Source organism: Stenotrophomonas sp. YJH_SMC_20 (genome assembly GCF_059367845.1).
The window spans coordinates 82,805-107,005 of sequence record NZ_JCAFRG010000008.1 but is presented as its reverse complement, the minus strand read 5'-3'; the positions used below and the strand labels follow the sequence as shown (position 1 = coordinate 107,005).

General features: G+C 65.5%; 20 protein-coding genes. 11 read left to right on the top strand and 9 right to left on the bottom strand.

Annotated features, from left to right (window positions below):
* Position 1 precedes the first annotated feature (1 nt).
* Complete coding sequence (locus AC5P6A_RS14570; RefSeq protein WP_180876547.1) at positions 2-2,797, bottom strand: TonB-dependent receptor domain-containing protein; 2,796 nt, start codon at positions 2,795-2,797, stop codon at positions 2-4.
* A 176-nt stretch (positions 2,798-2,973) separates the two neighbouring features.
* Between AC5P6A_RS14570 and apbC the strand changes: the two genes are divergently transcribed.
* Positions 2,974-3,864 (top strand): iron-sulfur cluster carrier protein ApbC, encoded by an 891-nt coding sequence (gene apbC, locus AC5P6A_RS14565; protein WP_219633825.1) that lies wholly within the window; start codon positions 2,974-2,976, stop codon positions 3,862-3,864.
* Between the two features lie 71 nt (positions 3,865-3,935).
* Here apbC and AC5P6A_RS14560 read toward each other — a convergent pair whose 3' ends face one another.
* Entirely contained in the window at positions 3,936-6,995 is a 3,060-nt protein-coding gene (locus AC5P6A_RS14560) for a TonB-dependent receptor (protein ID WP_155029906.1), read from the bottom strand.
* Positions 6,996-7,411: 416 nt separating this feature from the next.
* On the opposite strand from AC5P6A_RS14560, the gene dcd reads away from it, so the two are divergent.
* The gene (gene dcd / locus AC5P6A_RS14555; protein ID WP_005410499.1) at positions 7,412-7,984 is read left to right on the top strand and encodes a dCTP deaminase; all 573 of its coding nucleotides are present in this window, start codon (positions 7,412-7,414) and stop codon (positions 7,982-7,984) included.
* A gap of 95 nt (positions 7,985-8,079) precedes the next feature.
* Here the strand turns inward: dcd and AC5P6A_RS14550 are convergent, their stop codons facing one another.
* From AC5P6A_RS14550 to AC5P6A_RS14540, 3 genes are read right to left on the bottom strand one after another with little or no spacing between them, the layout of a single operon-like run.
* The gene (locus tag AC5P6A_RS14550; RefSeq protein WP_005410498.1) at positions 8,080-8,247 is read right to left on the bottom strand and encodes a LiaI-LiaF-like domain-containing protein; all 168 of its coding nucleotides are present in this window, start codon (positions 8,245-8,247) and stop codon (positions 8,080-8,082) included.
* 15 nt (positions 8,248-8,262) lie between these two features.
* Positions 8,263-8,685, bottom strand: coding sequence for an HIT domain-containing protein (locus AC5P6A_RS14545; protein ID WP_155029905.1), 423 nt, complete (start codon positions 8,683-8,685; stop codon positions 8,263-8,265).
* Positions 8,682-9,353 (bottom strand): dienelactone hydrolase family protein, encoded by a 672-nt coding sequence (locus tag AC5P6A_RS14540; protein WP_155030460.1) that lies wholly within the window; start codon positions 9,351-9,353, stop codon positions 8,682-8,684. Before AC5P6A_RS14540 ends, AC5P6A_RS14545 begins: the two co-directional genes overlap by 4 nt.
* 204 nt (positions 9,354-9,557) lie before the next feature.
* Here AC5P6A_RS14540 and rimO point away from each other — a divergent pair, with 204 nt between their 5' ends.
* Both rimO and AC5P6A_RS14530 read left to right on the top strand, forming a co-directional pair.
* On the top strand, positions 9,558-10,919 hold the full coding sequence (gene rimO, locus AC5P6A_RS14535; RefSeq protein WP_021203404.1) for a 30S ribosomal protein S12 methylthiotransferase RimO: 1,362 nt from the start codon (positions 9,558-9,560) through the stop codon (positions 10,917-10,919).
* Positions 10,919-11,749, top strand: a complete 831-nt coding sequence (locus AC5P6A_RS14530; protein WP_180876620.1) for a DUF3025 domain-containing protein — start codon at positions 10,919-10,921, stop codon at positions 11,747-11,749. The genes rimO and AC5P6A_RS14530 overlap by 1 nt, the downstream gene beginning before the upstream one ends.
* A 157-nt stretch (positions 11,750-11,906) precedes the next feature.
* Here the strand turns inward: AC5P6A_RS14530 and greB are convergent, their stop codons facing one another.
* Together greB and AC5P6A_RS14520 are read right to left on the bottom strand one after the other, a co-directional pair.
* Complete coding sequence (gene greB, locus AC5P6A_RS14525; protein WP_019660611.1) at positions 11,907-12,413, bottom strand: transcription elongation factor GreB; 507 nt, start codon at positions 12,411-12,413, stop codon at positions 11,907-11,909.
* Between the two features lie 93 nt (positions 12,414-12,506).
* A complete protein-coding gene (locus AC5P6A_RS14520) occupies positions 12,507-14,012 on the bottom strand; it encodes a helicase HerA-like domain-containing protein (RefSeq protein ID WP_019660610.1) in 1,506 nt (501 codons plus the stop codon).
* A gap of 122 nt (positions 14,013-14,134) precedes the next feature.
* Between AC5P6A_RS14520 and AC5P6A_RS14515 the strand changes: the two genes are divergently transcribed.
* Both AC5P6A_RS14515 and AC5P6A_RS14510 read left to right on the top strand, forming a co-directional pair.
* The gene (locus AC5P6A_RS14515; RefSeq protein ID WP_021203406.1) at positions 14,135-15,739 is read left to right on the top strand and encodes a transglycosylase SLT domain-containing protein; all 1,605 of its coding nucleotides are present in this window, start codon (positions 14,135-14,137) and stop codon (positions 15,737-15,739) included.
* A gap of 24 nt (positions 15,740-15,763) precedes the next feature.
* Positions 15,764-16,111, top strand: coding sequence for a ribonuclease E inhibitor RraB (locus tag AC5P6A_RS14510; RefSeq protein WP_019660608.1), 348 nt, complete (start codon positions 15,764-15,766; stop codon positions 16,109-16,111).
* Between the two features lie 107 nt (positions 16,112-16,218).
* Here AC5P6A_RS14510 and asd read toward each other — a convergent pair whose 3' ends face one another.
* Together asd and AC5P6A_RS14500 are read right to left on the bottom strand one after the other, a co-directional pair.
* Positions 16,219-17,061 carry an archaetidylserine decarboxylase gene (gene asd, locus AC5P6A_RS14505; protein WP_021203408.1) on the bottom strand — a complete coding sequence of 281 codons (843 nt, stop codon included), beginning with the start codon at positions 17,059-17,061 and terminating at the stop codon, positions 16,219-16,221.
* On the bottom strand, positions 17,058-17,708 hold the full coding sequence (locus AC5P6A_RS14500; protein WP_021203409.1) for an SCO family protein: 651 nt from the start codon (positions 17,706-17,708) through the stop codon (positions 17,058-17,060). Before AC5P6A_RS14500 ends, asd begins: the two co-directional genes overlap by 4 nt.
* A 122-nt stretch (positions 17,709-17,830) precedes the next feature.
* Here AC5P6A_RS14500 and prmB point away from each other — a divergent pair, with 122 nt between their 5' ends.
* The 5 genes from prmB to AC5P6A_RS14475 all read left to right on the top strand — a co-directional run bounded on the left by prmB (position 17,831) and on the right by AC5P6A_RS14475 (position 24,200).
* Positions 17,831-18,760: a 50S ribosomal protein L3 N(5)-glutamine methyltransferase gene (prmB, locus tag AC5P6A_RS14495; RefSeq protein ID WP_021203410.1), complete on the top strand. Its 930-nt coding sequence runs from the start codon at positions 17,831-17,833 to the stop codon at positions 18,758-18,760.
* Positions 18,757-19,860, top strand: a complete 1,104-nt coding sequence (gene aroC, locus AC5P6A_RS14490) for a chorismate synthase (RefSeq protein ID WP_019660604.1) — start codon at positions 18,757-18,759, stop codon at positions 19,858-19,860. Before prmB ends, aroC begins: the two co-directional genes overlap by 4 nt.
* Positions 19,853-20,890 carry a 2-hydroxyacid dehydrogenase gene (locus AC5P6A_RS14485; RefSeq protein WP_155029903.1) on the top strand — a complete coding sequence of 346 codons (1,038 nt, stop codon included), beginning with the start codon at positions 19,853-19,855 and terminating at the stop codon, positions 20,888-20,890. Before aroC ends, AC5P6A_RS14485 begins: the two co-directional genes overlap by 8 nt.
* A 90-nt stretch (positions 20,891-20,980) precedes the next feature.
* Positions 20,981-22,009 carry an aspartate-semialdehyde dehydrogenase gene (locus AC5P6A_RS14480; protein ID WP_134734795.1) on the top strand — a complete coding sequence of 343 codons (1,029 nt, stop codon included), beginning with the start codon at positions 20,981-20,983 and terminating at the stop codon, positions 22,007-22,009.
* 130 nt (positions 22,010-22,139) lie between these two features.
* Positions 22,140-24,200: a FimV/HubP family polar landmark protein gene (locus AC5P6A_RS14475; protein ID WP_155029902.1), complete on the top strand. Its 2,061-nt coding sequence runs from the start codon at positions 22,140-22,142 to the stop codon at positions 24,198-24,200.
* Position 24,201: the final 1 nt, after the last annotated feature.

Here is a 24,201-nt window from a genome sequence, read left to right as displayed (position 1 = left end):
ATTACTTGCCGAAGTCGTACTTGGCCTGCACGTACACGGTGCGACCGTAGACGTTGTACAGGTAGTTGTTGAACGGCGTGCCGGAGGTGCCCTGGTAGCTGTGGGCCTGCTGTTCGGGCATCTTGTTGAACACGTTGTTGACCATCAGCGACAGGGTCAGGTCATCCTGCGCACGGTAGTTCACGCTCAGGTTGTAGGTGGTGTACGACCCCCACTTGCCTGCCTTGTAGCCCGATGCGGCGTGGGTGTACTCGTAGCCGTTCAGGCCTGCCAGGTAGTTCGGGGTGTGGCCGATGTAGTTCGCGTACAGCGTGGTGGTCCACTTGTCCAGCGACCAAGCCACCGACGCGTCGGAACGGACCTTGGCGTAGCTGTCGTAGTTCCACATCGACTTCGGGTTGCCCAGCAGGTCCTGGAAGTCCTCACCCGGCTGCGCCTGCACTTCACGCTTCAGCATGTTGGTGTAGTTGCCCGAGAACTGCAGCGAACCGAAGCGGCCGATGTCCTGCAGGTACTTGAAGCCGACGGTCACGGCCTGCAGGTTCTGCCGGGCCACGTTCATCTTCGGGGTGTACAGCGAGCTCAGGTTGCCGGCCGGATCGCGCACGACCCAGTCGGCCACGTTCTGGCAGGTGGCCGAGGAGCCATTCGGCAGGCCGTTGCGGCAGTAGTACTCGGCCAGCAGCAGCTGGTCGGTGCTGGCCGTATCGACTTCGTTCTCGATCTTCCAGTTGTAGTAGTCGGCCGAGATCGACAGGTTTGCCATCGGTGCCCAGACGATACCCGCGTTCCAGACGTCGGCGGTGATCGGCTCCAGGTCCGGGTTGCCGGCACGCTCGGAATAGACCGAGACGCTGTCGGCGTAGCGGCAGGCGTCGGTGTTGCCCGGGGTGTAGCCCAGCTCGCCGCAACGGTAGTAGTCGGTCGAGTTGGCAGCATAGTAGCCGCTGCGACCCTGGAAGGCGTCGGGCAGGGTCGGCGCGCGGAAGGCGGTGCCGTACTTGCCGCGGAACAGCAGGCTTTCGATCGGACGGAACTCCACGCCCACGCTGTAGGTGGCCTTGTCGACGGTGTTGTCGGCGATCTTGAAGGCGTCATAGCGACCGGAAGCGGTCACCGTCAGCGACTCCAGCAGCGGCATGCGCAGTTCGCTGGTCACCGCATAGTTGCTGCGATGGCCGTTGCCGGCAACAGCCGACGAGCCCCACACGTCGCCGTCCAGCAGGCGCTGGTCGGGGCTGTAGTCCCAGCCTTCGCTGCCGCCTTCGACGACCACGGCCAGGCCCGCATCGCCACCCGGCAGCGAGAACAGCGAACCGTTGGTGACCTGCGCGCGAGCCAGGTTCTGCCAGGTGCGGCTGTGGTTGGTGGTGTAACCGGTGAAGCCAGCGAAATCTTCCGGCGAGATCGGCGAGTAGAACGCGCCCCAGTTGGTGTTGTAGATGCCGAAGCCATCCTTGGTGCCCAGCTGCGGGCCGAGCACCTTGTCGGCGAAGTAGCTGTTGATGGCATTGCCGAAGCGCTGGAACTTGCTTTCATCCAGGCGATATTCGCCGCGGGTGAAGCTCAGGCTGTAGTCCCAGTTGCCCACTGCGCCCTTGCCGCCCAGGGTGACCTGGTAGGCACGGCTCTTGTCGTTGTTCAGGATGCTCTTGTAGCCTTCGCCGCCGATGTCTTCCGGAGCGAAGGCGCGCTGCAGGTTGACCAGCTTGCCTGACGCCTGGTCGTAGAAGCCGCCCATGGTGCTCTTGGTGCCCCACCACAGGTAGTTCGAGCCCGAGGTGTACTCGGTCTTTTCCTTGCTGTACAGCACGTCGGCGAACAGCTGGAAGTTGTCGTTCACGTCGAAGGTCATCGACGAATAGAACTGGCCGCTGTCCTTGCCGTTCTTCAGGGTCTTGTAACCGGCGCCGAACACCGAGCCGCAGGACTGGCCGGTCGGGCGGTTGGCCAGCACGGTGGTGCCGCCAAACTGGCCGGCGACATTGGCGCAGTTGCCCGGGTCCATCATGTACAGCGCATTGGTCTTGGCGTCGATGACGGCGAAGTCGTTCGACGGCAGCTGTGCGGTATAGCCGTGGGTGTTGTTCTGCTTGGTCAGGTCACGCTGGTAGCCCCAGATCGGGTTGCTGCTTTCGATCTGCACGTTGACCAGCGCATTGAAGCGGTCGTCCAGCGCCGAGAAGCCGTGCGCGCCACTGATGCGGAAGCTGCTGCCACCGCCTTCGGTGGAGGTGCCGCCACGCACGGACAGGCTGCCGCCTTCCATGTGGTCCTTCAGGATGATGTTGACCACGCCGGCGATCGCGTCCGAACCGTACAGGGAGGACTGGCCGCCCGGCAGGACTTCGATGCGCTCGACGATGTCGATCGGAATGCCGCTGATGTTGTTGAACGCGTCGCCGCCGTTGTACAGCGCCGGGTAGGACATCATCGGGCGGCCGTTGATCAGGTACTTGGTGTACCCCGGATTCAGGCCGAACATGCCAGCGGCTTCAGCGCCCTGGGTGAACGAGGCGGAGGTCTGGCCACCCTGGATGCCGCCGGTGGTCAGCGAAGACTGCTGCAGCACTTCGGCGACGCTGTTGAAGCCGCGCGACTGGATGGCTTCAGCGCTGATGGTCATGACCGGGGTCTGGGTCTCAACCTGGGTCTGCGGGATCAGCGAACCGGTGACGGTGATCTTGTCCAGGTTGGTGGCCTTGTCCTGGGCCATTGCCGGCGAGGCGGCGACCAGGGCGGAAATCAAGGCGACAGCGAGGGTGTTGCGACGTGCGGAATTGCGAAGGTCTTTCATGTGGTTCCGTTCAAAGAGCAAATACGAATACGGCACTGCGCATGCGCCATCGTGCGTGCAATGAAACAGCGACGCAGCCCAAAACCAGTGCTTGGCGAACGTAACATGAACTTAACAATCTGTGCACGAATCTGTAGCAATCCTGAATTTCAGTCAGCTTGTGTCCAGCTTGTATGATGTTGGGTTATTCCCCTGACCCGCCGGTGCTCGTTGTGAACAGTTCTCCCCGCCGTCCCCATGCAAGCCAGGTCCAGAAGGGACTCACGCCGCATGCCCGCATCCGCAACGTGATCGCGGTTGGTTCGGGCAAGGGCGGCGTCGGCAAGTCGACCACCGCAGTCAATCTGGCCGTGGCGCTGCAGCAGCTCGGCGCACGCGTGGGCGTGCTTGACGCGGACATCTATGGGCCGAGCGTACCGGCCATGCTGGGCCTGTCCGGTCGTCCGGAAAGCCCTGACAACAAGAGCATCGAGCCGCTGCGCGCGTTCGGCGTGGACACCATGTCGATCGGCTACCTGATCGAAGAGGATACGCCGATGATCTGGCGTGGGCCGATGGCCACCTCGGCGATGACCCAGCTGTTCAATGACACGCTGTGGGATGACCTGGATTTCCTGCTGATCGACCTGCCGCCGGGCACCGGTGACATCCAGCTGACCCTGACCCAGAAGATTCCGCTGGCCGGTGCGGTGATCGTTACCACGCCGCAGGACATCGCCACGCTGGATGCGAAGAAGGCGCTGAAGATGTTCGAGAAGGTGGAGGTGCCGGTGCTGGGCATCGTCGAGAATATGGCGGTACATACCTGCAGCAGCTGCGGGCATGTCGAGCACCTGTTCGGCGAGGGCGGCGGCGAGCGCATGGCCGCGCAGTATGGTGTGCCGTTGCTGGGTTCGCTGCCGCTGCAGATCGGCATCCGCGAGCAGGGGGATGCTGGCACTCCGATCACCGTGGCGCAGCCCGATTCGGTGCCAGCCCAGGCCTACCGCCATGCCGCCCAGCGCCTGATCGAGGAAGTGGGCAAGCGCCCGCGCGCTTCTATTCCGATTCTGTCGTCGCTGCTCTGAGCACAGCTACAAAGAAAAAGCCGCCGGCGCGAGGCCGGCGGCAAGTGGCGCTTTCCTGGAGAGTTGTCCGTTTACCAGTCGTATTGAACCTGGAAGCGGACGTAGCGCGGATCGTTGAAATACTTCGGCGTGTTGTAGTTGTAATAAGTCCGGATGGTCGGCGCCGAGCTCGGGCGACCGTACTTTGTTTCGTACACCTGCACCGGCTTGATGTTGTTGAATGCGTTGATCACCGACATCTGAACGCTCAGGCCCTTCAGCCAGTTCGGGGTATAAGTGATGTTCGGACTGACCGTGAACTGCCACGGGGTTCGGCCCGCGCTGCCGACCTTGGAAATATCGTCAGCAGGCTGGTTGCCGTTGAGTTCGCAGCTGTGGAACACACCGGAGTAGCCATACTCGCTGTCGAAGCTGCCCCAGCCGCCGCCAAGGCAACTCTTCGGTGCACCGGACTGCGCCAGCATGTTCACACCCACCGACCACTCATCAGTGAACCTGAAGCCGCCATAAAGCTTGATGCTGTGGCGATGGTCATTGAACAGATAGCCGTCCGAACCATACATGATCTCGGCGAAATCGAAGTCGGACGTGGTGCCGGTGTCATCCTGGCCGTTGGTGCTCTTGACCAGGCCTTCGTAATTGCCTTCCAGCTTGGACCAGGTATACGAGAAGCTGGCATACCAGCGCTCGGTCTGCTTGTCAGCACTGAGGGTCACGGCCTTGTACACGCGCTTGGCCTTCGGGCCCAGGCTTGCTCCCGGCACGGTGATGTCGTCAACCTTGCCATCACCGTCCACGTCCAGGGTTACCTGCAGGTCGCTACCCGGGTTGTAGATCCAGCAACCCGGCAACCCTTCCGGCACGGTCCAGGGATCGGCCCAGTTGGAAAGGTCATAGCCGGCGGCTACCGCCGCGTTGTAGAGCGAACGCGAATCGCAGGTGTCGTCGATCACCTTGTTCGCACGGCGATAGGTCGCCTTGATGCCAACGGTCCAATCATTGAAGAAGTCGATCGAGGAGTTGATCTGTTGCTGGTAGCCAAGGATCACTTCATCCTGGGTGTAGGGCTTCAAACCCTTGGACGCTACCGCGCGAGGATCCGGGGTGACGCCGCTCTCACCGTTGACGATGTTGTCATAGGCACCATCTTCGTAGCTGCCAGTGATGATTGGCGACCCGTTCGGATTGATGCCATCGTAGGTGAAGTACTCGTCCAGGTAATACGATGCGCTCGCGGCGCGAAGCGCCACGTTGGCAGCGATGGGCAGAGAGTAGCGACCGGCCGATGCGAACAGCTTGCTGCGGCCGTCACCCAGAATGTCCCACGAGAATCCGAAGCGTGGCTGCCAGATATCATCCTGCTTCACGAAGCTGATGCCGTCGGAGTTCTTGTTGTCGAACGAGTCATTGCGGATGCCGGCGTACAGCATGAAGTTGTTGGTGATCTGCCAGTTGTCCTGTACATACCAGGACTTCTGCTTGATTTCGATCGAGCCACCATTGCGGAAGTTCACGCGGTTGGCGTAATCATCTTCCAGATACCAGAGCGCGCCTGCGGAATAGGAGGTGCCCTGTACTGAAGTCCACTTCTCATCGCTGTAGCCAAAGCCGATCTTGTGGTCACCCAGCTGCCAATCGAAGTCGGCACGTGCGCCTTTGCGCTCGTTGCGGCCGCCGAACATGCCTACTGTGCTGGCGACGGCGCAACCGATGCGACGGCCGGTGCCGCCAGTTTCCGAACGGTAATCCAGCACGTACGGGCATGCGCCTTCAGGGCTGTTGATGTTGCCGTCATAGAAGCTGGTCACACCGTCGGGGCTGATCGTGTGTTCCGAGCTGCGGTTGCGCATCTGGCCGTACTGGATCGAGCCCGTCAGATTCTCGGTCAGGTAGCTGGTCCACTTGAAGATGTCGGTCTGACCGCCGGTCTTGCCGATCAATTCGCCGAGATCATTGGTGCGTGCGGGTTCGCCACCAGCGTCGGGCTTGTCATAGAGTGCATTGAAATAGTTGTAGCTGTAGCGACGGCTGTTGTCGAAGCCGGTGTATTCCAGGTGATTGTTCTCATTGAGGTACCAATCGACCTTCAGCAGCCAGTAGGGCGTCTTGGACTCATAGTCGTAGCCGGTCGTTGAAAGCGCAGCAGCACTCGGCGGGCGACCGTTGGTGGTGTACTGCGATCCGCGGTTGCTGTAGCTGCCGGTCTTGGAGTTGCTGAACTGCCCCATCGCGAAGACGAAAAGCTTGTCCTCGATCAGCGGGCCACCAGCCCAGACACTGTAGACATTCGAACTGCTGCTGTTCTTGTCGTAGGAACGGAAAATCGAGCCATCGTTGTAGTAGGTGTCCGGTTCGTTCTCACGCAGCGAGTCAGGAGCGCCTGTCCAGCTGAACCCGCCCTTCCACTCGTTGGTGCCGCGCTTGACGTTGACGCTGGTCACGCCACCGGTCGAAAAGCCGTACTTGGCGCCATAACCACCGGTCTGAATGTCCAACTGGTCGATGGCCTGGTACGGAATCTCCGAGAACGAGAGACTGTCATACAGATTGGTGACGTTGAAGCCATTGACGTAGTAGCTGTTCTCGGCCGCCGACGCGCCGCCGAACGACGCTGGGCCGAAGTACCCGCTGGATGATACGGTGCCGGGAGTCAGCAGCGAGACGCTCGTGACATCGCGGGCGACCGGCAGGGAGTTGAGCTTGTCGGCGGTAAATGTGGTCCGGGATTCGACACTGCCCAGATCAATGGCGTTTGCCGCGCCCAGTGCGCGTACGTTCACGGTCTCCAGGGATGTCGCGCTGCCGGAGGATGCCGACGCGAAAGTGGCCATCGAGGACTGGCCGGCGACCACGGTTACCCGGGTGGTCGCGGTTGGGCTGCCATTGCTGACCGTGCTGACCTCGTAGGTTCCGGTTGGCAGCTGCGATACACGGAAACGTCCGTCGCTACTGACGTTCACCTCGCGCGTTGTGCCCGATGACAGGCTCTTGACCTGAATCTTATCTGCCGAAGTCACGCTGCCGACGATATCGCCGGTTGTGCTCTGGGCGTAGCTGGTGCCTGCCAGGGCACCGAGAACCAGCGCAAGGGCAGTGCGCTTCAGTGTGCGGCCATTGAAGTTGAGATTCATCGTGTTCCTTTGCGGTTGCAGATGGAAATCGGTTCAGTTCAAGTGGCCTGAACGAATTGTTCAGGATGAATGAAACCGTAATCATCGGGCTCCCGTCATGCAACGTTCATCTGGCGCTCATTTTATAAAAAGTGCTTTCTGGCGCCTCATCCTGTTGAATTTGAAGAGAAAATTTTTTTATGTCGATATGTGTCATTGCTTGCGCTTCGATTGGAACTGACATAAATGTGTGGTAACTGATTTCCTTTGGTCGGGGTGGTCTCATTTGTTATCCGCCTTGCGGGCGCGTGCATCGCTCGAGGTCCCACGTCACTGGCGACTGGTCAACATCCACACCGTGGCTGGCACAGTTGGCCCGGCTGTAGAATCGCCGGCCCGGACCCAGTCCCATTCCCCCTCGTTCAACAGGACAAAGCATGAGCATCAAGAGTGACCGTTGGATCCGCCGCATGTCCGAGCAGCACGGCATGATCGAGCCGTTCGAGGCCGGGCAGGTCAAGCAGGCCAATGGCGAGCGCATCGTCAGCTACGGCACCTCCAGCTACGGGTACGACGTCCGTTGCTCGCGCGAGTTCAAGGTGTTCACCAACATCAACTCGACGATTGTCGATCCCAAGCATTTCGATTCGGGCAGCTTCGTCGACATCACGGCCGATGAGTGCATCATCCCGCCGAACAGCTTCGCCCTGGCGCGTACCGTGGAGTACTTCCGCATCCCGCGCGACACCTTGGTGGTGTGCCTGGGCAAGAGCACCTACGCGCGCTGCGGCATCATCGTCAACGTGACCCCGTTGGAACCGGAGTGGGAAGGCCACGTCACCCTGGAATTCAGCAACACCACGCCGCTGCCGGCCCGCATCTATGCCAACGAAGGCGTGGCGCAGATGCTGTTCTTCCAGGCCGCGGCCGATGACATCTGCGAGACGTCGTACCGCGATCGTGGCGGCAAGTACCAGGGCCAGACCGGCGTGACCCTGCCGCGGACCTGATCGCCCGCGTCATCGCATGACGAAAGCGCCGGGCCATGCCCGGCGTTTTCGCATGGTCCACGCGGTGCGTTCGCCGGGCACGACCCGGCGCTACGTCATTTGCCGCGACCGAACAGCATCGCAATGCCCACGCCCACCAGTGCCACCGGCCACCAGGTCAGCAGCAGCTTGGACAGGTTCAGGTGCGTCCAGCCGAGGTTGCTGGCGAGCATGAACAGGCCGATCAGGATCAGCAGGATGGCGGCAACGAGGTTGAATCGCATCGGGTCGGGCAAGGCTCAAGAATGGGCTGGATATCCTAGCCGTTCCCTCCAGTAGGCGACATGCTGGTCCAGCGCCGCAGGCTCGTAGCGGTGCGCCGGGCCGCTGCCCCAGACCGGGCCGGGCCAGGCCGGATCGCCGTCGCGGCGGCCGATCACATGGAAGTGCAGCTGGCGCACGATGTTGCCCAGCGCGCCGATATTGATCTTCTCCACGCTGTCGTGGCCCTTCAGGGCCTTGCAGGCGCGGTTGAGCTCGGTGCGCAGCTTGTCCTGCTGCTCGCCGTCCAGCTCGATCCACTCGGTCACCCCGGCCAGGCGTGGTACCAGCACCAGCCAGGGGAATCGTTCGTCGTTCATCAGCCGCACTTGCGACAACGGTCCTTCCGCCACCAGCACGCTATCGGTGGCCAGGCGTGAATCGAGTTCGAATTCGCTCATCCAAGATGCTCCGAGAAGAAGTCCAGGGTGCGTTGCAGCGCCAGGGCGGCGCTGTCTGGATCATACGCATGTCCGACCTCGCGGTTGAAGGCGTGGTCGGCCGGATAGACGAAAGTGGCCATCTGCGGCAGCTTTTCGCGGTGGGCCTGGACGGCCTCCGGCGGGATGCTCCTGTCCTGGGTGCCGAAGTGGAAGATCACCGGCGCCTTGGGTGTCTCATCGAGGAACTGGACGTTGCGTGCACCGTAGTAGCTGACCGACGGCAGCCCGAGCCGCAGCGCCGACAGCATCGCCACCGTGCCGCCCCAGCAGTAGCCGACGGTGCCGACCTTGCCGTAGGGGGCCAGCCGGGTGGCCGCCGCGCGGACCACTTCCAGCGCCTTCTCCATGCCCAGCGCGCTGACCCTTTCCAGGCCCTGCTTCACGCCGTCGGCGTCGTAGGGCAGGGCATCCGGGTCGGCATCGGGTCCATCGACCAGGTCGAAGAACGAAGGAGCCAGCACCGCATAGCCCTCGGCGGCGAAGCGCTCGGCCACGGCACGGATGTGCGGGTTGGCGCCGAAGATTTCCTGCACCACCACCAGCCCGCCTCGCGCGGTGCCCTCGGGGAGTGCCTGCCAGGCCCGTACGGTGCCGTGGTGCGTATCCAGGGTGATCCACTCGGCCATCGTCATCTACTCTCGTTGCAGGGACAGGACCGCATTGTCGGTGCTGCGCCGGTTAGCGCGGTGTCAGCGGCTGTGCGCGATCGGGCGGCTGGCCGTTCAGAGCGAGGTCGCCAACCCCGGTATACTGGCGCCCTTTCAGGCCCCGGCCCCCAGGAACCCCTGCCATGCCGGCAGGGGCCCAGGCCCCCAGAGTCCCGCGATTCCATGTCCCAGCTGAACCCCAAAGTCGGCTTCGTCAGCCTTGGCTGCCCGAAGGCCCTTGTCGATTCCGAGCGCATCCTTACCCAGCTCCGCTCGGAAGGCTACGACATCGTCCCGTCCTACGATTCGGCCGACGTGGTGGTGGTCAACACCTGTGGCTTCATCGATTCTGCGGTGACCGAGTCGCTGGACGCGATCGGCGAGGCGATGAACCAGAACGGCAAGGTCATCGTCACCGGTTGCCTGGGCAAGCGCCCGGAGCAGATCCGCGAGGCCTACCCCAACGTGCTGGCGGTGTCCGGCCCGCAGGATTACCAGAGCGTGATGGAAGCGGTGCATGAAGCACTGCCGCCCAAGCACGATCCGTTCGTGGACCTGGTGCCCGACTACGGTATCAAGCTGACCCCACGGCACTACGCGTACCTGAAGATTTCCGAGGGCTGCAACCACAAATGCAGCTTCTGCATCATTCCGTCGATGCGCGGCAAGCTGGTTTCGCGCCCGGTCGACGAGGTGCTGCGTGAAGCCGAGCGCCTGGTGCGTGGCGGCGTGCGCGAGCTGCTGGTGGTTTCGCAGGACACCTCGGCCTACGGCGTGGACGTGAAGTACGCCGAAAAGATGTGGCGCGACAAGGCCTACCAGACCCGTTTGAAGGCGCTGTGCGAAGGCCTGTCGGAGCTGGATGCGTGGGTGCGCATGCACTACGTCTACCCGTATCCGCACGTGGACGAAGTGGTGCCGCTGATGGCCGAGAACCGCATCCTGCCGTACCTGGACATCCCGTTCCAGCATGCCAGCCCGCGCATCCTGCGCCTGATGAAGCGCCCCGGCGCAGTCGAAAAGACCCTGGAGCGCGTGCAGAACTGGCGCCGTATCGCGCCGGACATCACTGTGCGTTCGACCTTCATCGTCGGCTTCCCGGGGGAAACCGAAGCCGAGTTCGAGGAACTGCTGTCGTTCCTTGACGAAGCGCAGCTGGATCGCGTGGGCGCGTTCGCCTATTCGCCGGTAGAGGGCGCCACCGCCAATGACCTGCCCGACGCTGTGCCGGAAGAAGTAAAGCAGGAACGCCTGGCCCGTTTCATGGAGAAGCAGGCGCAGATTTCCGCCGCGCGCCTGGAAGCCAAGATCGGGACCGTGCAGCAGTGCCTGGTCGATGCCATCGAAGGCGATATCGCCGTGGCCCGCTCCAGGGCCGATGCGCCGGAGATCGACGGCCTGGTGCATATCCAGAACGCCGATCAGGTGCCGCTGCGGGTGGGCGAGTTCGTCGACGTGGAAATCACCGAGAGCGACGAGCACGACCTGTACGGCGATGCGCTGCCGGCCAATGCCCGCCCGGCGTTCGACCTCAAGGTACTGTGATCGCAACGGCCGCCGCCGGTGACGGCAGCGGTGTCCGGCGCTTCGTGCCGCCGCCGCGTGCGGCGGTCGATCCGCAGGTGTTCGCGCATCCGTTGTTTGCCGGATTGCAGGATTTCCGGGATCTGCTGCTCGGCCCTCGCTGGCCGTCCATCGCTGCACTTGATGCGCGCCTGGCATTGCCCGGGAAGCGCCTGGTTGAACAGGACGTCGCGCTGCTGGCCGATGGCCTGCACTACGAAGTCCGCATCGCGCAGGGGCGCATCGCCACCCGCGCAGACAACTGGCACGACCTGTTCAATGCGCTGGTCTGGGCCTCATGCCCACAGCTGAAGCGTGCGCTCAATGTGCAGCAGTGCGGGCATATCGAGGCCATGCCGCCTGGCCAGCGCAACCGCGCGCAGGCCGCGTTGACCCAGTTCGACGAAACCGGTGTGATCGTGCGCGTGCGCGATGACTCACTGCGGGCTGCCTGGGATGCACACGACTGGCCCGCGTTGTTTGACCCGGTGAACTGGCAGAGCGATGACATCGCCATCACCGCGGTATTCGGGCATGCGCTGATGGAACAGGCACTGCTGCCAGGGCGATTGCTGGTGGGCAAGTGCGTGGTGGTGTACAGCGATGCCGATGCGGCCTGCGTTGACGCGGTGGCCGTGGCCATCGCCGAGGGCAGGGCGGTGACCGATCCCTTGCAGCTGCGTCCGCTGCCGTTGGCTGGAATCCCGGGGTGGCACGAGGGACAGGATGCCGCCTTCTATCGCAATGCCGACTACTTCCGCCCGCTGCGTGCCGGCCGCGCGTACCCGCCGCCATTGCACGGGGCCATGTAGAGTCGACTGTCAGTCGACTGCTCTTCGTTCCGAGGCCGTGAGCGCCTGACAGATGGCTTTGGCGAGTCATCAACCGCGATGAAGATCGCGGTGCGTTTGCCGTCCCGCTGTGGAGGTTTGTGCCGCGCTTCGCGCGGTAGTCGACTGACAGGCGACTCTACACCGTCTCGTATTCCACGCCGATCACCGCAAAGGTGAACCGCCCGCCGGGCAGCTCCACCGAAAACTCGTCATCCAGCCGCTTCTTCAGCAGCGCACGCGCCAGCGGCGAGTCGATGCTGATCCAGCCCAGGCCTGCGTCAGTCTCGTCCGGGCCGACAATGCGGTAGCGGCTGGTGTCGCCACTGTCCACGTTCTCCAGCTCCACCCACGCGCCGAAGAACACCGCCAGCGGATCGGTTGGCGTAGTGTCGACCACGCGCAGTGATTCCAGCCGCTTGGTCAGGTAGCGCACGCGGCGGTCGATCTCGCCCAGCTGCTTCTTGCGGTAGGTGTACTCGGCATTTTCCGAACGGTCGCCTTCTGCGGCGGCTGCGGCCAGTGCTTTCACCACTTCGGGCCGCCGTACCCGCCACAGGTCATCCAGTTCGGCCTTCAGCCGAGCGTGGCCGGAGGCGGTGATCAGGGCGGTGCTCTTTTCTGCAGGGGGACGCCAGCGCGACATGCAATACGACTTCTTTTCCGGAGGACGAACGGAGGGTGGGGTCAGACTCCGCTCCCGCGGGAAGGGCTCTGACCCCAGCAGCGGCGGATCAGATCAGCGCTTGCCGCCGAAGATGCCGCCCAGCAGGCCGCGCACGATCTGGTTGCCCAGCTTGGTGCCGACCGTGCGCGTGGTCTGCTTGGCCATGGTCTCGATCATGCCCTGGCGGCGCTTGGTGCCGAAAATCGCATCCTTGATCGCCTGGCCGAAACCGCCTTCCTGCGCATCGTCCTGTTCGCGGCTGCGCGCGGCTGGCGCCTGCGCCTGCTCGACGCTCTTCTGTGCGCGCTGGGCCAGCAGTTCGGCAGCCGATTCGCGGTTGATCGCGGTGTCGTAGCGACTGCCGACCGGGCTGCCGGCACGCACCTGGGCGCGCTCGGCTTCGGTGATCGGCCCCATCCGGCAGCGTGGCGGCGCGATCATCGTCTGCTGCACCGGCATCGGCACGCCCTTGTCCTGCAGCGTGGAAACCAAGGCCTCACCGGTGCCGAGCTGGCTCAGTACCTTGGCCACGTCCAGCTTCGGGTTCGGCACGAACGTCTCGGCCGCGGTCTTCACCGCTTTCTGGTCGCGCGGGGTGAACGCCCGCAGCGCGTGCTGCACGCGGTTGCCGAGCTGGCCGAGGATGTTGCCCGGCACGTCGTCGGGGAACTGCGAGCAGAAGTACACGCCCACGCCCTTGGAGCGGATCAGGCGCACCACCTGCTCGATGCGCTGCACCAGCGACGGCGGTGCGTCGTCGAACAGCAGGTGGGCCTCGTCGAAGATGAAGACCAGCTTCGGCTTGTCCAGGTCGCCCACCTCCGGCAGTTGTTCGAACAGCTCCGACAGCAGCCACAGCAGGAAGGTGGAATAGAGCTTGGGCTTGAGCACAAGCTGGTCGGCGGCGAGGATGCCGATCATGCCGCGGCCGTCGTGATTGACCCGCATGATGTCGGCCAGTTCCAGGGCCGGCTCACCGAAGAAGTTCTCGCCGCCATCCTGCGCCAGGCGCAGCACCGACCGCTGGATCGCGGCGATCGACTGCGCGCTGACCAGGCCGTATTCGGTGGAAATGTCCTTGCGCTCCTCGGCCACCAGGCCAAGCAGGGCGCGCAGGTCGTCCATGTCCAGCAGCAGCAGGCCACGATCGTCGGCCAGCTTGAACACGATGTCGAGCACGCCGGACTGGGTGTCGTTCAACTCGAGGATGCGCGCCAGCAGGGTCGGGCCCATCTCGCTGACCGTGGTGCGCACCGGATGCCCGAGCTTGCCGTACAGGTCCCAGAAAATGGTCGGGCTGGCGGCCGGTGCGTAGTCGGCCACGCCGATCTCGGCGGCGCGCTTGAGCAGGTTCTCCGCGCCGGTGCCCGGCACGGCCAGGCCGGACACGTCGCCCTTCACGTCGGCGAGGAATACGGGTACGCCCAGTCGCGAAAAGCCTTCGGCCAGGGTCATCAGGGTCACGGTCTTGCCGGTGCCGGTGGCGCCGGCCACCAGGCCGTGGCGGTTGCCGAGTTTCGGCAGCAGGGTGACGGCCACATCGTCGGTGATGCCTTTGCCGAGCAGAATCGGATCCATGGTCCAGCCCTTGTGGTGAATAGCCCAATGTTAACCGCCGGCAGTGGCAGTCCGAAGGTCGGCTTGCCCCGACCTTGGCGGCGCCGCTACTCTGCCTGCCTGTTTCGCACACAGTGCCATCAATGCCCGTTTCTGTCCTGATTTCCCGCGGTTGGCCGCTGCTGGCCCTGGCCGGCCTGGTTTCCCTGGCGCCCGACGCCCATGCGCAGCGGGTCTCGGCCCGGGACAAGGCGAAGGTGGATGCGCTGCAGCAGCGCATGACCGTCGCCGAGAAGCGCTACAGCGATGCGCTGCTGCTGGTCGCCAATGCCGACCCCAAGGGCAGCAACGAGGCCGACGCCGCGCTGGAGGACATGGAAGACGTTCTCAACGACTGCGTGAAGCAGAAGGGCTGCCAGATGGGCACGCTGCTGGCCAGCTACAAGCGCCTGCTCAAGCACGACGCCGATGCGGCGGGCAGCGATGAGGTGGCCGACGAGGGCGGTGACCGGCTGGAAGCCGACCCCGACCATATCGGCCCGCTTACCGCCGACGTGCCGGAGGCGGCCCGCGCCGCTGCGCTGCTCAACGACAAGCGGCACGCCTTCGACAGCATGGTCGAATACAACCCGGCCGTGCAGGCGGGCATCCGCCGCTGGCTGACCGACATGCGCCCGGCGCTGCTGACCAGCTACGAGAACTACCAGAACCTGCGTGCGGTGATGTGGCCGGAGTGGGAAAAGCGCGGCCTGCCCGAGGCGCTGCTGTTCGGCATCATGGCCAAGGAGTCCAACGGCCGCGTGCATGCCTCCTCGCGCGCCGGCGCCGCCGGCCTGATGCAGTTCATGCCGGCTACCGGCCGCCGCTTCGGCCTTGGCCCGGATGGCACCGGCTTCGACACCCGCTTTGACGCGCGCAGCGCCGCCGAGGCCAGCGCCAGCTATCTCAACGAGCGCCTGCGCGAACTGAACAACAACGTGGAAATGTCGGTGGCCGCCTACAACGGTGGTGAAGGCCGTGCCGCGCGCGTGTTCAAGCAGAGTGCGGGCCAGAGCTTCTGGACCGACAGTGTCTACAACCAGTTCCCCGGCGAGACCAAGGACTATGTGCCGATGGTGATCGCGGCGGCCTGGATCTTCCTGCACCCGCAGCAGTACGGCGTGGAATTCCCGAAGATCAGCGCGCAGCCGGCCACGCTGCGCCTGGCCAAGTCCACCACCATCTACGAACTGACCATCTGCCTGGGCAGCCACGGCACCCGCGATGGCTACATGCGCGCGCTGCGCAACCTCAACCCGCGCTATGAAGCCGACGGCTGGATTCCGGCCGGCACGCTGATCAACGCTACCACCCGCATCGCCGGCCTGTACCAGCGCAACTGCGTCAGCGGCCCGCGTGCCGACCTGGCCCGTACCCTGATCACCGCCGACCTGAACGCGGCGATCAAGCGCCCGGCCGCCGCCGGCTACACCGGCAGCGTGGCCGTGGGCGGCGTGGTGCCGGTGGCCGACGCCGCAGCCTCCACCAGCGTGCCGACCACCCCGGTCGCTCCGGTGGCCGCGCCGCGCCCGGCCGCACGGCCAAAGCCGCCGCGCAGCCACAAGGTGGGCCGGGGTGAAACCCTGGGCGCCATTGCCGCGAAGTTCCAGTGCGATGTGCCGACCCTGGCCCGCGCCAACGGCCTGAAGGCCCCGGCCTACAGCCTGCGCCAGGGCCAGACGCTGAAGCTGCAGGGCTGCGACAAGTAATTCCCACGACCGCTGGAATCTGCAATGGACCTCGAAGACACCCGCAACCTGTTCGCCAACCTCCGCGAAAACACCGACTGGGACATCAAGGGCCCGTTGCTGTGGGGGTACTTCTTCGTGCACTCCACCGCTGAGCCGCTGCAGGCGCTGGCAGAGCACCTGCAGGCGGAGGGCTATACCTTCGTGGAATTGTTCGAGCAGGAGCCGGAAGAGGGCGACGCGCCGTTCCACGTGCTGCATGTAGAGCGCGTGGAGATCCACGACGAAGCCTCGCTGGACCGCCGCAACCAGGAATTCGCAGCGCTGGCTGCGGAGAAGGGCGTGGAAGACTACGACGGCATGGACGTCGGTCCGGCCCCGGTCCTGCAGTAACGCGCTTCTGGCTGTAGAGCCGAGCCCATGCTCGGCTTCCTTTGCCCACAGAAATGCACGGCCGGTTGCAGCCAGTAGCCGAGCATGGGCTCGGCTCTACATGTACCTCAGCGCAGCTTCGCCAGCGCCTGGCCCAGCTGCACCGGGCTTTCAGCGGCCAGTTGCGGGGCGAACTCAGCCACGCCCGGCGGCAGCAGCACGATCACGGTCGAACCGTAGTTGAAGCGCGCCATCTCGGCGAAGCGCTCCAGCCTGATGCCCTGGCCGCGGTAGTCCTTGCGCGTGATGCGGTCGCCATAATGCGGAATTTCCTCGCCGCTCCACACGGTTTCGACGCCCGATACCAGCAACGCACCCACCATCACGCTGACCATCGGGCCGAAGCTGGTGTCGAAGTGGCAGACCAGGCGCTCGTTGCGGGCGAACAGGCGCGGCACGCCGTTCACTGCGGCCGGGCCGACGCTGAACAGGCGGCCCGGCACGTGCACGGTCTCGCGCAGGGTGCCGGTCCACGGCATGTGCACGCGGTGGTAGTCGCGCGGCGACAGGTACACGGTCGCGTACAGGCCGTCGTTGTACGGTTTGGCATCCTCGTCACTGCCCAGCAGTTCGGCGGCGGTGAACGATTGGCCCTTGGCCTGGAAGATGCGGCCGGCCTCGATCCTGCCGAGCTGGCTGATGCGGCCGTCGGCCGGCATCACCAGGCTGCGCGGATCGGCGTCGGCCACGCGCGCGCCCGGCTTCAGCGCGCGGGTGAAGAACTGGTTGAAGGTCGCATAGCTGCGCGGGTCAGGGTTGGCCGCTTCGTCCAGGTTCACGTTGAACTTGCGGGTGACCGTGTCGATCAGCCAGCGCGACACGCGCGGATCGTCCGAGTACGCCAGCGAACGCGCCATCGAAGACAGCAGGCGGTGGGGCAGGGCGTACGTCAGGGCGGTGGTGAGGCTCATGGGGCGGTTTTCTCGGTCAGCTTCTGCAGGTCGCGGGCGATCGCCGGCGCGTTGAACGGGGGGCGCACCAGGCCGGCAAGGCGGCCCTGCGGGTCGAGCACGGCCAGGCTGGCCGAATGCTCGACGGTGTAATCCTCGGGGTTCTCGTCGAAGTGCTTGCCCGGCACCTTCTGGAACACGAAACCGAGCGAGGTGGCGAAGCGCTCCAGCGACGGGATATCGGCGGTGGCGGCCAGGGTGTCCTTGTGGAAGCCGTGCGCGTATTCGCCGAGCCGGGTGGCGCTGTCACGATCCGGGTCGACCGAGATGAACAGCACGCGCGGGCGCAGGCTGTCGGGCAGGGCCTCCCACTGGTTCTGCGCGCCAGCCAGCTCGGCCAGGGTGGTCGGGCAGACGTCCGGGCAGAAGGTGAAGCCCAGGAACACCAGCGTCCAGTGGCCCTTCAGCTCGCCCGGTATCAGGCGGGTGCCGTCGGACTGGGCCAGGTTGAAGTCGGGCAGTTCGCGCGGCTGCGGGTACAGCGTGATCGCTTCGGTGGCCGGGGCATTGGCCGGCGGCTTCGGCGCAAACACCTGCTGGGCGGCCAGCAGGCCCAGGCCCGCCGCCAGGGCGATCAGCAGGATGATGCCGGCATTGCGATTGAACATGGGTGCCCCCGCGCGAAGTGGGCTCCATCATACCGGGTGAGGCCGGATCGTTTCCGCCGCAACGGATGCTGCCGCGGGCGCCAGCCCCTATAATCGGGGCCCACTTTGCCCGCAGTACCGCCATGACCGCTGAAACGGCCGCCGAACTCCACACGATCATCGATCTGATCCGCTACGGCACCAGCCGTTTCAACGAAGCCGGGCTGACCTTCGGTCACAGCTACGACAATGCGCTGGACGAGGCCACCCAGCTGGTGCTGCACAGCCTGCACCTGCCGCACGATCTGGGCCCGGCCTATGGCCAGGCGCGCCTGCTGCAGGCCGAAAAGCTGCGCGTGCTGGAACTGTTCCAGCGTCGCATCGATGAACGCATCCCGGCCGCCTACCTGACCGGTGAGGCCTGGTTCGCCGGCCTGAGCTTCAAGAGCGACAAGCGCGCGCTGGTGCCGCGTTCGCCGATCGCCGAACTGATCGAATGCGGCTTCGAGCCGTGGCTCGCCGGCCGCGATGTCAGCCGTGCGCTGGACCTGTGCACCGGTTCGGGCTGCATCGCCATCGCCATGGGCCACTACTACCCGAACTGGGAAGTGGATGGCGTCGACCTCAGTGACGAAGCACTGTCGCTGGCCGAGGAAAACAAGGAACGCCTGCAGGCGCACAACGTCACCCTGATCAAGTCGGACCTGTTCAACGGCCTGACCGGCCGCCACTACGACCTGATCGTCACCAACCCCCCGTACGTCACCAACGACGAGACCGACGCCCTGCCGCAGGAATACTCCTACGAGCCGGAGATGGGCCTGCGTGCCGGCGACGACGGCCTGGACCTGGTGCTGAAGATCCTGCGTGACGCGCCGCTGCACCTGAGCGAGGACGGCCTGCTGATCTGCGAAGTGGGCGAATCCGAGCAGCACCTGATCAAGCTGCTGCCGGAAGTCGATTTTTCCTGGATCGAGTTCAAGGTCGGCCAGATGGGCATCTTCGCGGTCGAATGCCGCGAGCTGATCGCCCACAGCGCACGCATCACCGAACTGGCGGCGCAGCGCCCGTGAGCTCCAATTCGTTCGGCAAGCTGTTCACCGTCACCACGTTCGGCGAGTCGCACGGGCCGGCCATCGGCTGCGTGATCGATGGCTGCCCTCCGGGGCTGGCGCTGGACGCGGCCGAATTCGCCCACGACCTGCAGCGCCGTGCCACCGGCAAGAGCCGGCACACTTCCGCGCGGCGCGAGGCCGACGAGGTCGAGATCCTCTCTGGCGTGTACGAGGGCCTGACCACCGGCACCCCGATCGCGCTGCTGATCCGCAACACCGACCAGCGCAGCAAGGACTACGCCAACATCGGCCAGCAGTTCCGGCCGGGCCATGCCGACTACAGCTACTGGCACAAGTACGGCATCCGTGACCCGCGCGGTGGCGGCCGTTCCTCGGCGCGCGAAACCACCATGCGCGTAGCCGCCGGGGTGGTCGCCAAGAAGTGGCTGGCCGAGCGCTTCGGCGTGACCGTGCGCGGCTACCTGTCGCAGCTGGGCGACATCACCCCGGCCGGTTTCGACTGGTCGGCGGTGGAAGACAACCCGTTCTTCTGGCCGCACGCCGCACAGGTGCCCGAACTGGAGGCGTACATGGACGCGCTGCGCAAGTCCGGAGATTCGGTCGGTGCGCGCGTGGACGTGGTCGCCGACAACGTGCCGCCGGGCTGGGGTGAGCCGATCTACGGCAAACTCGACGGTGAACTGGCTGCTGCGCTGATGAGCATCAACGCGGTGAAGGGCGTGGAGATCGGCGACGGTTTCGCCAGCGCCGCGCAGAAGGGCACCGAACACCGCGACCTGCTGACCCCGCAGGGCTTCGCCAGCAATCACGCGGGTGGCATCCTCGGTGGCATTTCCACCGGCCAGCCGGTGGTCGCCTCGATCGCGTTGAAGCCGACCTCCAGCCTGCGCCTGCCGGGCCCGTCGCTGGATACGTCCGGCAACGTGGTCGAGGTGGTCACCACCGGCCGCCACGACCCCTGCGTCGGCATCCGCGCCACCCCGATCGCCGAGGCGATGGTAGCGATGGTGCTGATGGACCAGGCGCTGCGCCACCGCGCGCAGTGCGGCGATGTCGGCACGGTCACCCCGCGCATTCCCGGGCAGATCGATGGCTGACACGCGGCCGATCGTGTGGGTGAGCCAGCCGCTGATCGACGCGGCCATCGCGCCGCTGCGCGATCGCGTGCAGCTGCGCAGCACCGACACCGTCACCGCCTGGGCGCCGGACCAGATCGCCGAACAACTGGCCAGCGCCGACGGCGCGATCATCACGCTCAACGAGCGCATCGGCGCGGCCCAGGTGGCCGGCGCCGCGCAGCTGCAGGTGATCGCCAATGTCGGGGTGGGCTACAACAACCTGGATGTGGACGCGCTCAGCGCGGCCGGCATCCTGGCCAGCAACACGCCGGACGTCCTGACCGAAACCACCGCCGATCTCGGTTTCGCCCTGCTGATGGCCACCGCGCGCCGCATTACCGAGTCCGAGCGCTGGCTGCGCGAAGGGCAGTGGCAGCAGTGGTCGTTCCAGACCATGCTCGGTGCCGATATCCACGGCAGCACGTTGGGCATCCTTGGCATGGGCCGCATCGGCCAGGGCATCGCCCGTCGCGGCGCGCACGGTTTCGGCATGAAGGTGCTGTACCACAACCGTTCGCAGCTGCCGGCGGCGACCGAGGCGGAACTGGGCGCGACCTATGTGGATCTGGATACGCTGCTGGCACAGTCCGACCACCTGCTGCTGGTGCTGCCGTACACGCCGGCCTCGCATCATCTGATCGATGCCGCCGCGCTGGCGAAGATGAAGCCGTCGGCGACGCTGGTGAATATCGCCCGCGGTGGCCTGGTCGATGAGATCGCGCTGGCCGACGCGCTGGCCAACGGTCGCCTGGCTGCGGCGGGCCTGGATGTGTACGAAGGCGAGCCAACGGTGCGCCCGGAACTGCTGGCGCTGCGCAACGTCGTGCTCACTCCGCATATCGGCAGCGCCTCGCTGGCCACGCGCACGGCGATGGTACAGCTGGCCGTGGATAACCTGGTTGCTGGGCTCGGCCTGGACGGCGGCCCGTCGCGCATGCCGAGCGCGATCAACGCTGATGCGGCGATGGCCGCGCGCGTGACGCTGGGCAAAAAAACCGGGAAACGATAGGGAACCTCCGCGCGCCCCGCTTGAGGAGGTTCCCCGAACCCAGCTGTCGTGCGTGTTTTTCCCCATTCCCGTTTTCGTGAGAGTTCCCCCATGAGCAATGCACAGCGCAGTTTCCACGTCGCCGTCGTCGGTGCCACCGGCGCCGTCGGCGAGACCATGTTGTCGATCCTGGCCGAGCGTGATTTCCCGGTCGGCACCCTGAGCGTTCTCGCCTCCGAGCGTTCGGCCGGCGGCGAGATCGAGTTCAACGGCCAGAAGGTCAAGGTCCAGGACCTGGCCACCTTCGATCCCACCGGCGTCGAGATCGCCCTGTTCTCGGCCGGTGGCAGCGTGTCCAAGGAATACGCACCGAAGTTCGCCGCAGCAGGCGCGGTGGTGATCGACAACTCCTCGGCCTTCCGTTACGACGATGACGTGCCGCTGGTGGTGTCCGAGGTCAACCCGGAACAGGTCGCCAACCGTCCGCGCGGCATCATCGCCAACCCGAACTGCTCGACCATGCAGATGCTGGTGGCGCTGGCACCGCTGCACCGCAAGTACGGCATCGAGCGCATCAATGTGTCCACCTACCAGTCGGTGTCCGGAGGCGGCCGCTCGGCGATGGAGGAACTGGGCAAGCAGACCGGCCAGCTGCTCAGCTTCCAGGAGATCGATCCGCAGCGTTTCCCGGTGCAGATCGCCTTCAACCTGATCCCGCACATCGATGACTTCCAGGACAACGGCTTCACCAAGGAAGAAATGAAGCTGATCTGGGAGACCCGCAAGATCCTCGGCGATGACGGCATCCTGGTGAACCCGACCGCGGTGCGCGTGCCGGTGTTCTACGGCCACTCCGAGTCGGTGGCGATCGAGACCCGAGACAAGGTCACGGTCGCCGAAGCGCGCGCGCTGCTGGAGCAGTCGCCGGGCATCGAAGTGGTGGATCGCCACGAGGCCGGTGGTTACCCGACCCCGGTCACCCACGCCTCAGGCACCGACGCGGTGTACGTCGGCCGCATCCGCGAGGACCTCTCGCACCCGCGTGGCCTGAACCTGTGGATCGTGTCGGACAACGTGCGCAAGGGCGCAGCCCTGAATGCCGTACAGCTGGCCGAGCTGGTTGCCGCCGAGCAGCGTTGATGGAGAGGCCGGGCAATGCCCGGCCTTTTCTGTAGAGCCGAGCCTACGCTCGGCTCAGGCCATGCAGCCGAGCATGGGCTCGGCTCTACATGGGTGCGGACCTTGGTCCGCACGCTTTATAGTGTCGCCCATGAATAAACGGGCCAGGGGCGCAAAGCGCCCGCTCACCTATCTGTCCGCAGCGCTGCTCGCCTTGGCCAGCAGTTCGGCGCTCGCCCTGGGGTTGGGCGACATCCGCGTCCTGTCCAGGCCGGGCCAGCCCCTGCTGGCAGAAATCCCGGTCGTTTCGGCCGATCCGTCCGAGCTGGAAAACCTGCGGGTGGCCTTGGCCTCGCCGGTCACTTTCGAGCGTGTCGGCCTGCAGCGGCCGACCGGACTGGTCAGCGAACTGCAGTTCGAGCTGACCCGCGACACGCAGGGCAGAGCGGTGGTGCGGGTGACCTCGCAGGCACCGGTGGAGACGCCGTCGCTGAGCTTCCTGATCGAAGCCGACTGGGGCCAGGGCCGCCTGGTGCGCGAGTACTCGGCGCTGGTCGATGCGCCGCCCAGTGCGCTGGCCGTGGCCGAGCCGGAAATCGTCGCGCCGGCAGGCACGCTCTCCAATACGATCGTGCGCGAATCTGCACCGGCTTTGGCAACGGTGCCAGCCGCAGAGGCGCCCGCTGCGCCGCCATCTGCGGTGGCGCCTGCAGCGGCACGCCCGCGTGCGGCCTCCGCGCCGGTCGCTGCACCGGCGGCCGATGGCAGCGTCACCGTACAGCGCGGTCAGACCCTGTCGCAGATCGCCAGGGTGGTGGCGCGTGGCAACCAGGTCAGTCGCGACCGCGCGATGATCGCCCTGCTGCGTGCCAATCCCGAAGCCTTCATCCGTGGCAACGTCAACCTGCTCAAGCAGGGCGCGGTGCTGCGCATGCCGGGCAGCGATGCGCTTGCGGCGGTCGACGCCGCCGAAGCGGCGACGCTGGTGCGCGAGCACGCCGCGCAATGGCGTCAGGCGCGTACCGTGCCGCAACCGGCGGGCATGCTCGCACCGGTTGCCAGGGCGGCAGCCACGAACGCTTCTTCCCCGGCTGCGGCCAACGGGCCACGGCTTGAGATCGCTCCGGCGCTGGCGTCAGACGCCGCGCACGCGGGCACAACCACCGGCACAGCTGCCGGCAGCGAGGGCGACATGCTGGGCAACGAACAACTGCGTCAGGCGCGTGAGGACATCGCCACCCGTGATGCCGAGATCGGCGAGCTGAAGCAGCGCGTGGCCGACCTGGAGAAACTCAGGGAACAGCAGCAGTCGCTGATCGCGATGAAGGACAACGACCTGGCCGCTGCGCAGCAGCGCCTGGCGCAGGCGCCGAGTGCTCGTGATGCGGCGACACCGTGGTACTGGCTGGGGCTGCCGGTACTGCTGCTGGTGGCGGGGGCGGCCTGGCTGCTGCGTCGTCGCAAGCCGTCGCCGTTGCCTCCGCTGCGTGAGGAAGACGATGCCGCCGGCCTGGCCGCAGCGGTGCCGGCAGGTGCCGCGCTGGATGCGCTGGCCGAGCAGTCCTCGTGGTCGTCGCCTGATGCCGGCAACGGCCGCCAGGAACCGGCGATGCCTGCGTGGGCGACCGGAACCGAAGTGCACGACGTGGTGGTCGCCGAACCCACCGCTGAGCACGCGGTGCGGGCCGACCAGGAGGCCGACACGCTGCGCGACCAGGACGCGGTGGCATTGCCCGAAGGGGTGACCGATCTGCCGCGCTGGGACGATCCCGCAACCACCGGCGACGAGGTGGTCCCGGCCGAGCCGCTGCAGGACGATCGCGTTGTACCGCAGGTGCCGGCCGAAGTGGTGGTGCCCGACTACGCACTGCATGCCGAACGGCAGCCGCAGTTCCGCGGGGTGTTCGATCTGCCGGCCGACGCGCTTGAGAACCCGTCTGCGGCGGATGCCGCAGGTCCCGAAGCCATCGACGGCATCGACCGTGGCAGCACCGAGGCTGCTCATTCCGACGACACCGCGTCGAGCGCACCCGCGCCTGCCGATGACGCGGGCTGGTCGCCACGTGCCGGCCAGGAGCGCCTGGAACTGGCCATTGCCTACCTCGATCTGGGTGACGCGCAGACGGCGCGCACCTTGTTGCTGGAAGTGGCCGAGGGCGGTGACCTGCACAGCCAGACGCAGGCCCGCGAACTGCTTGCCCGCCTGCCGTGAC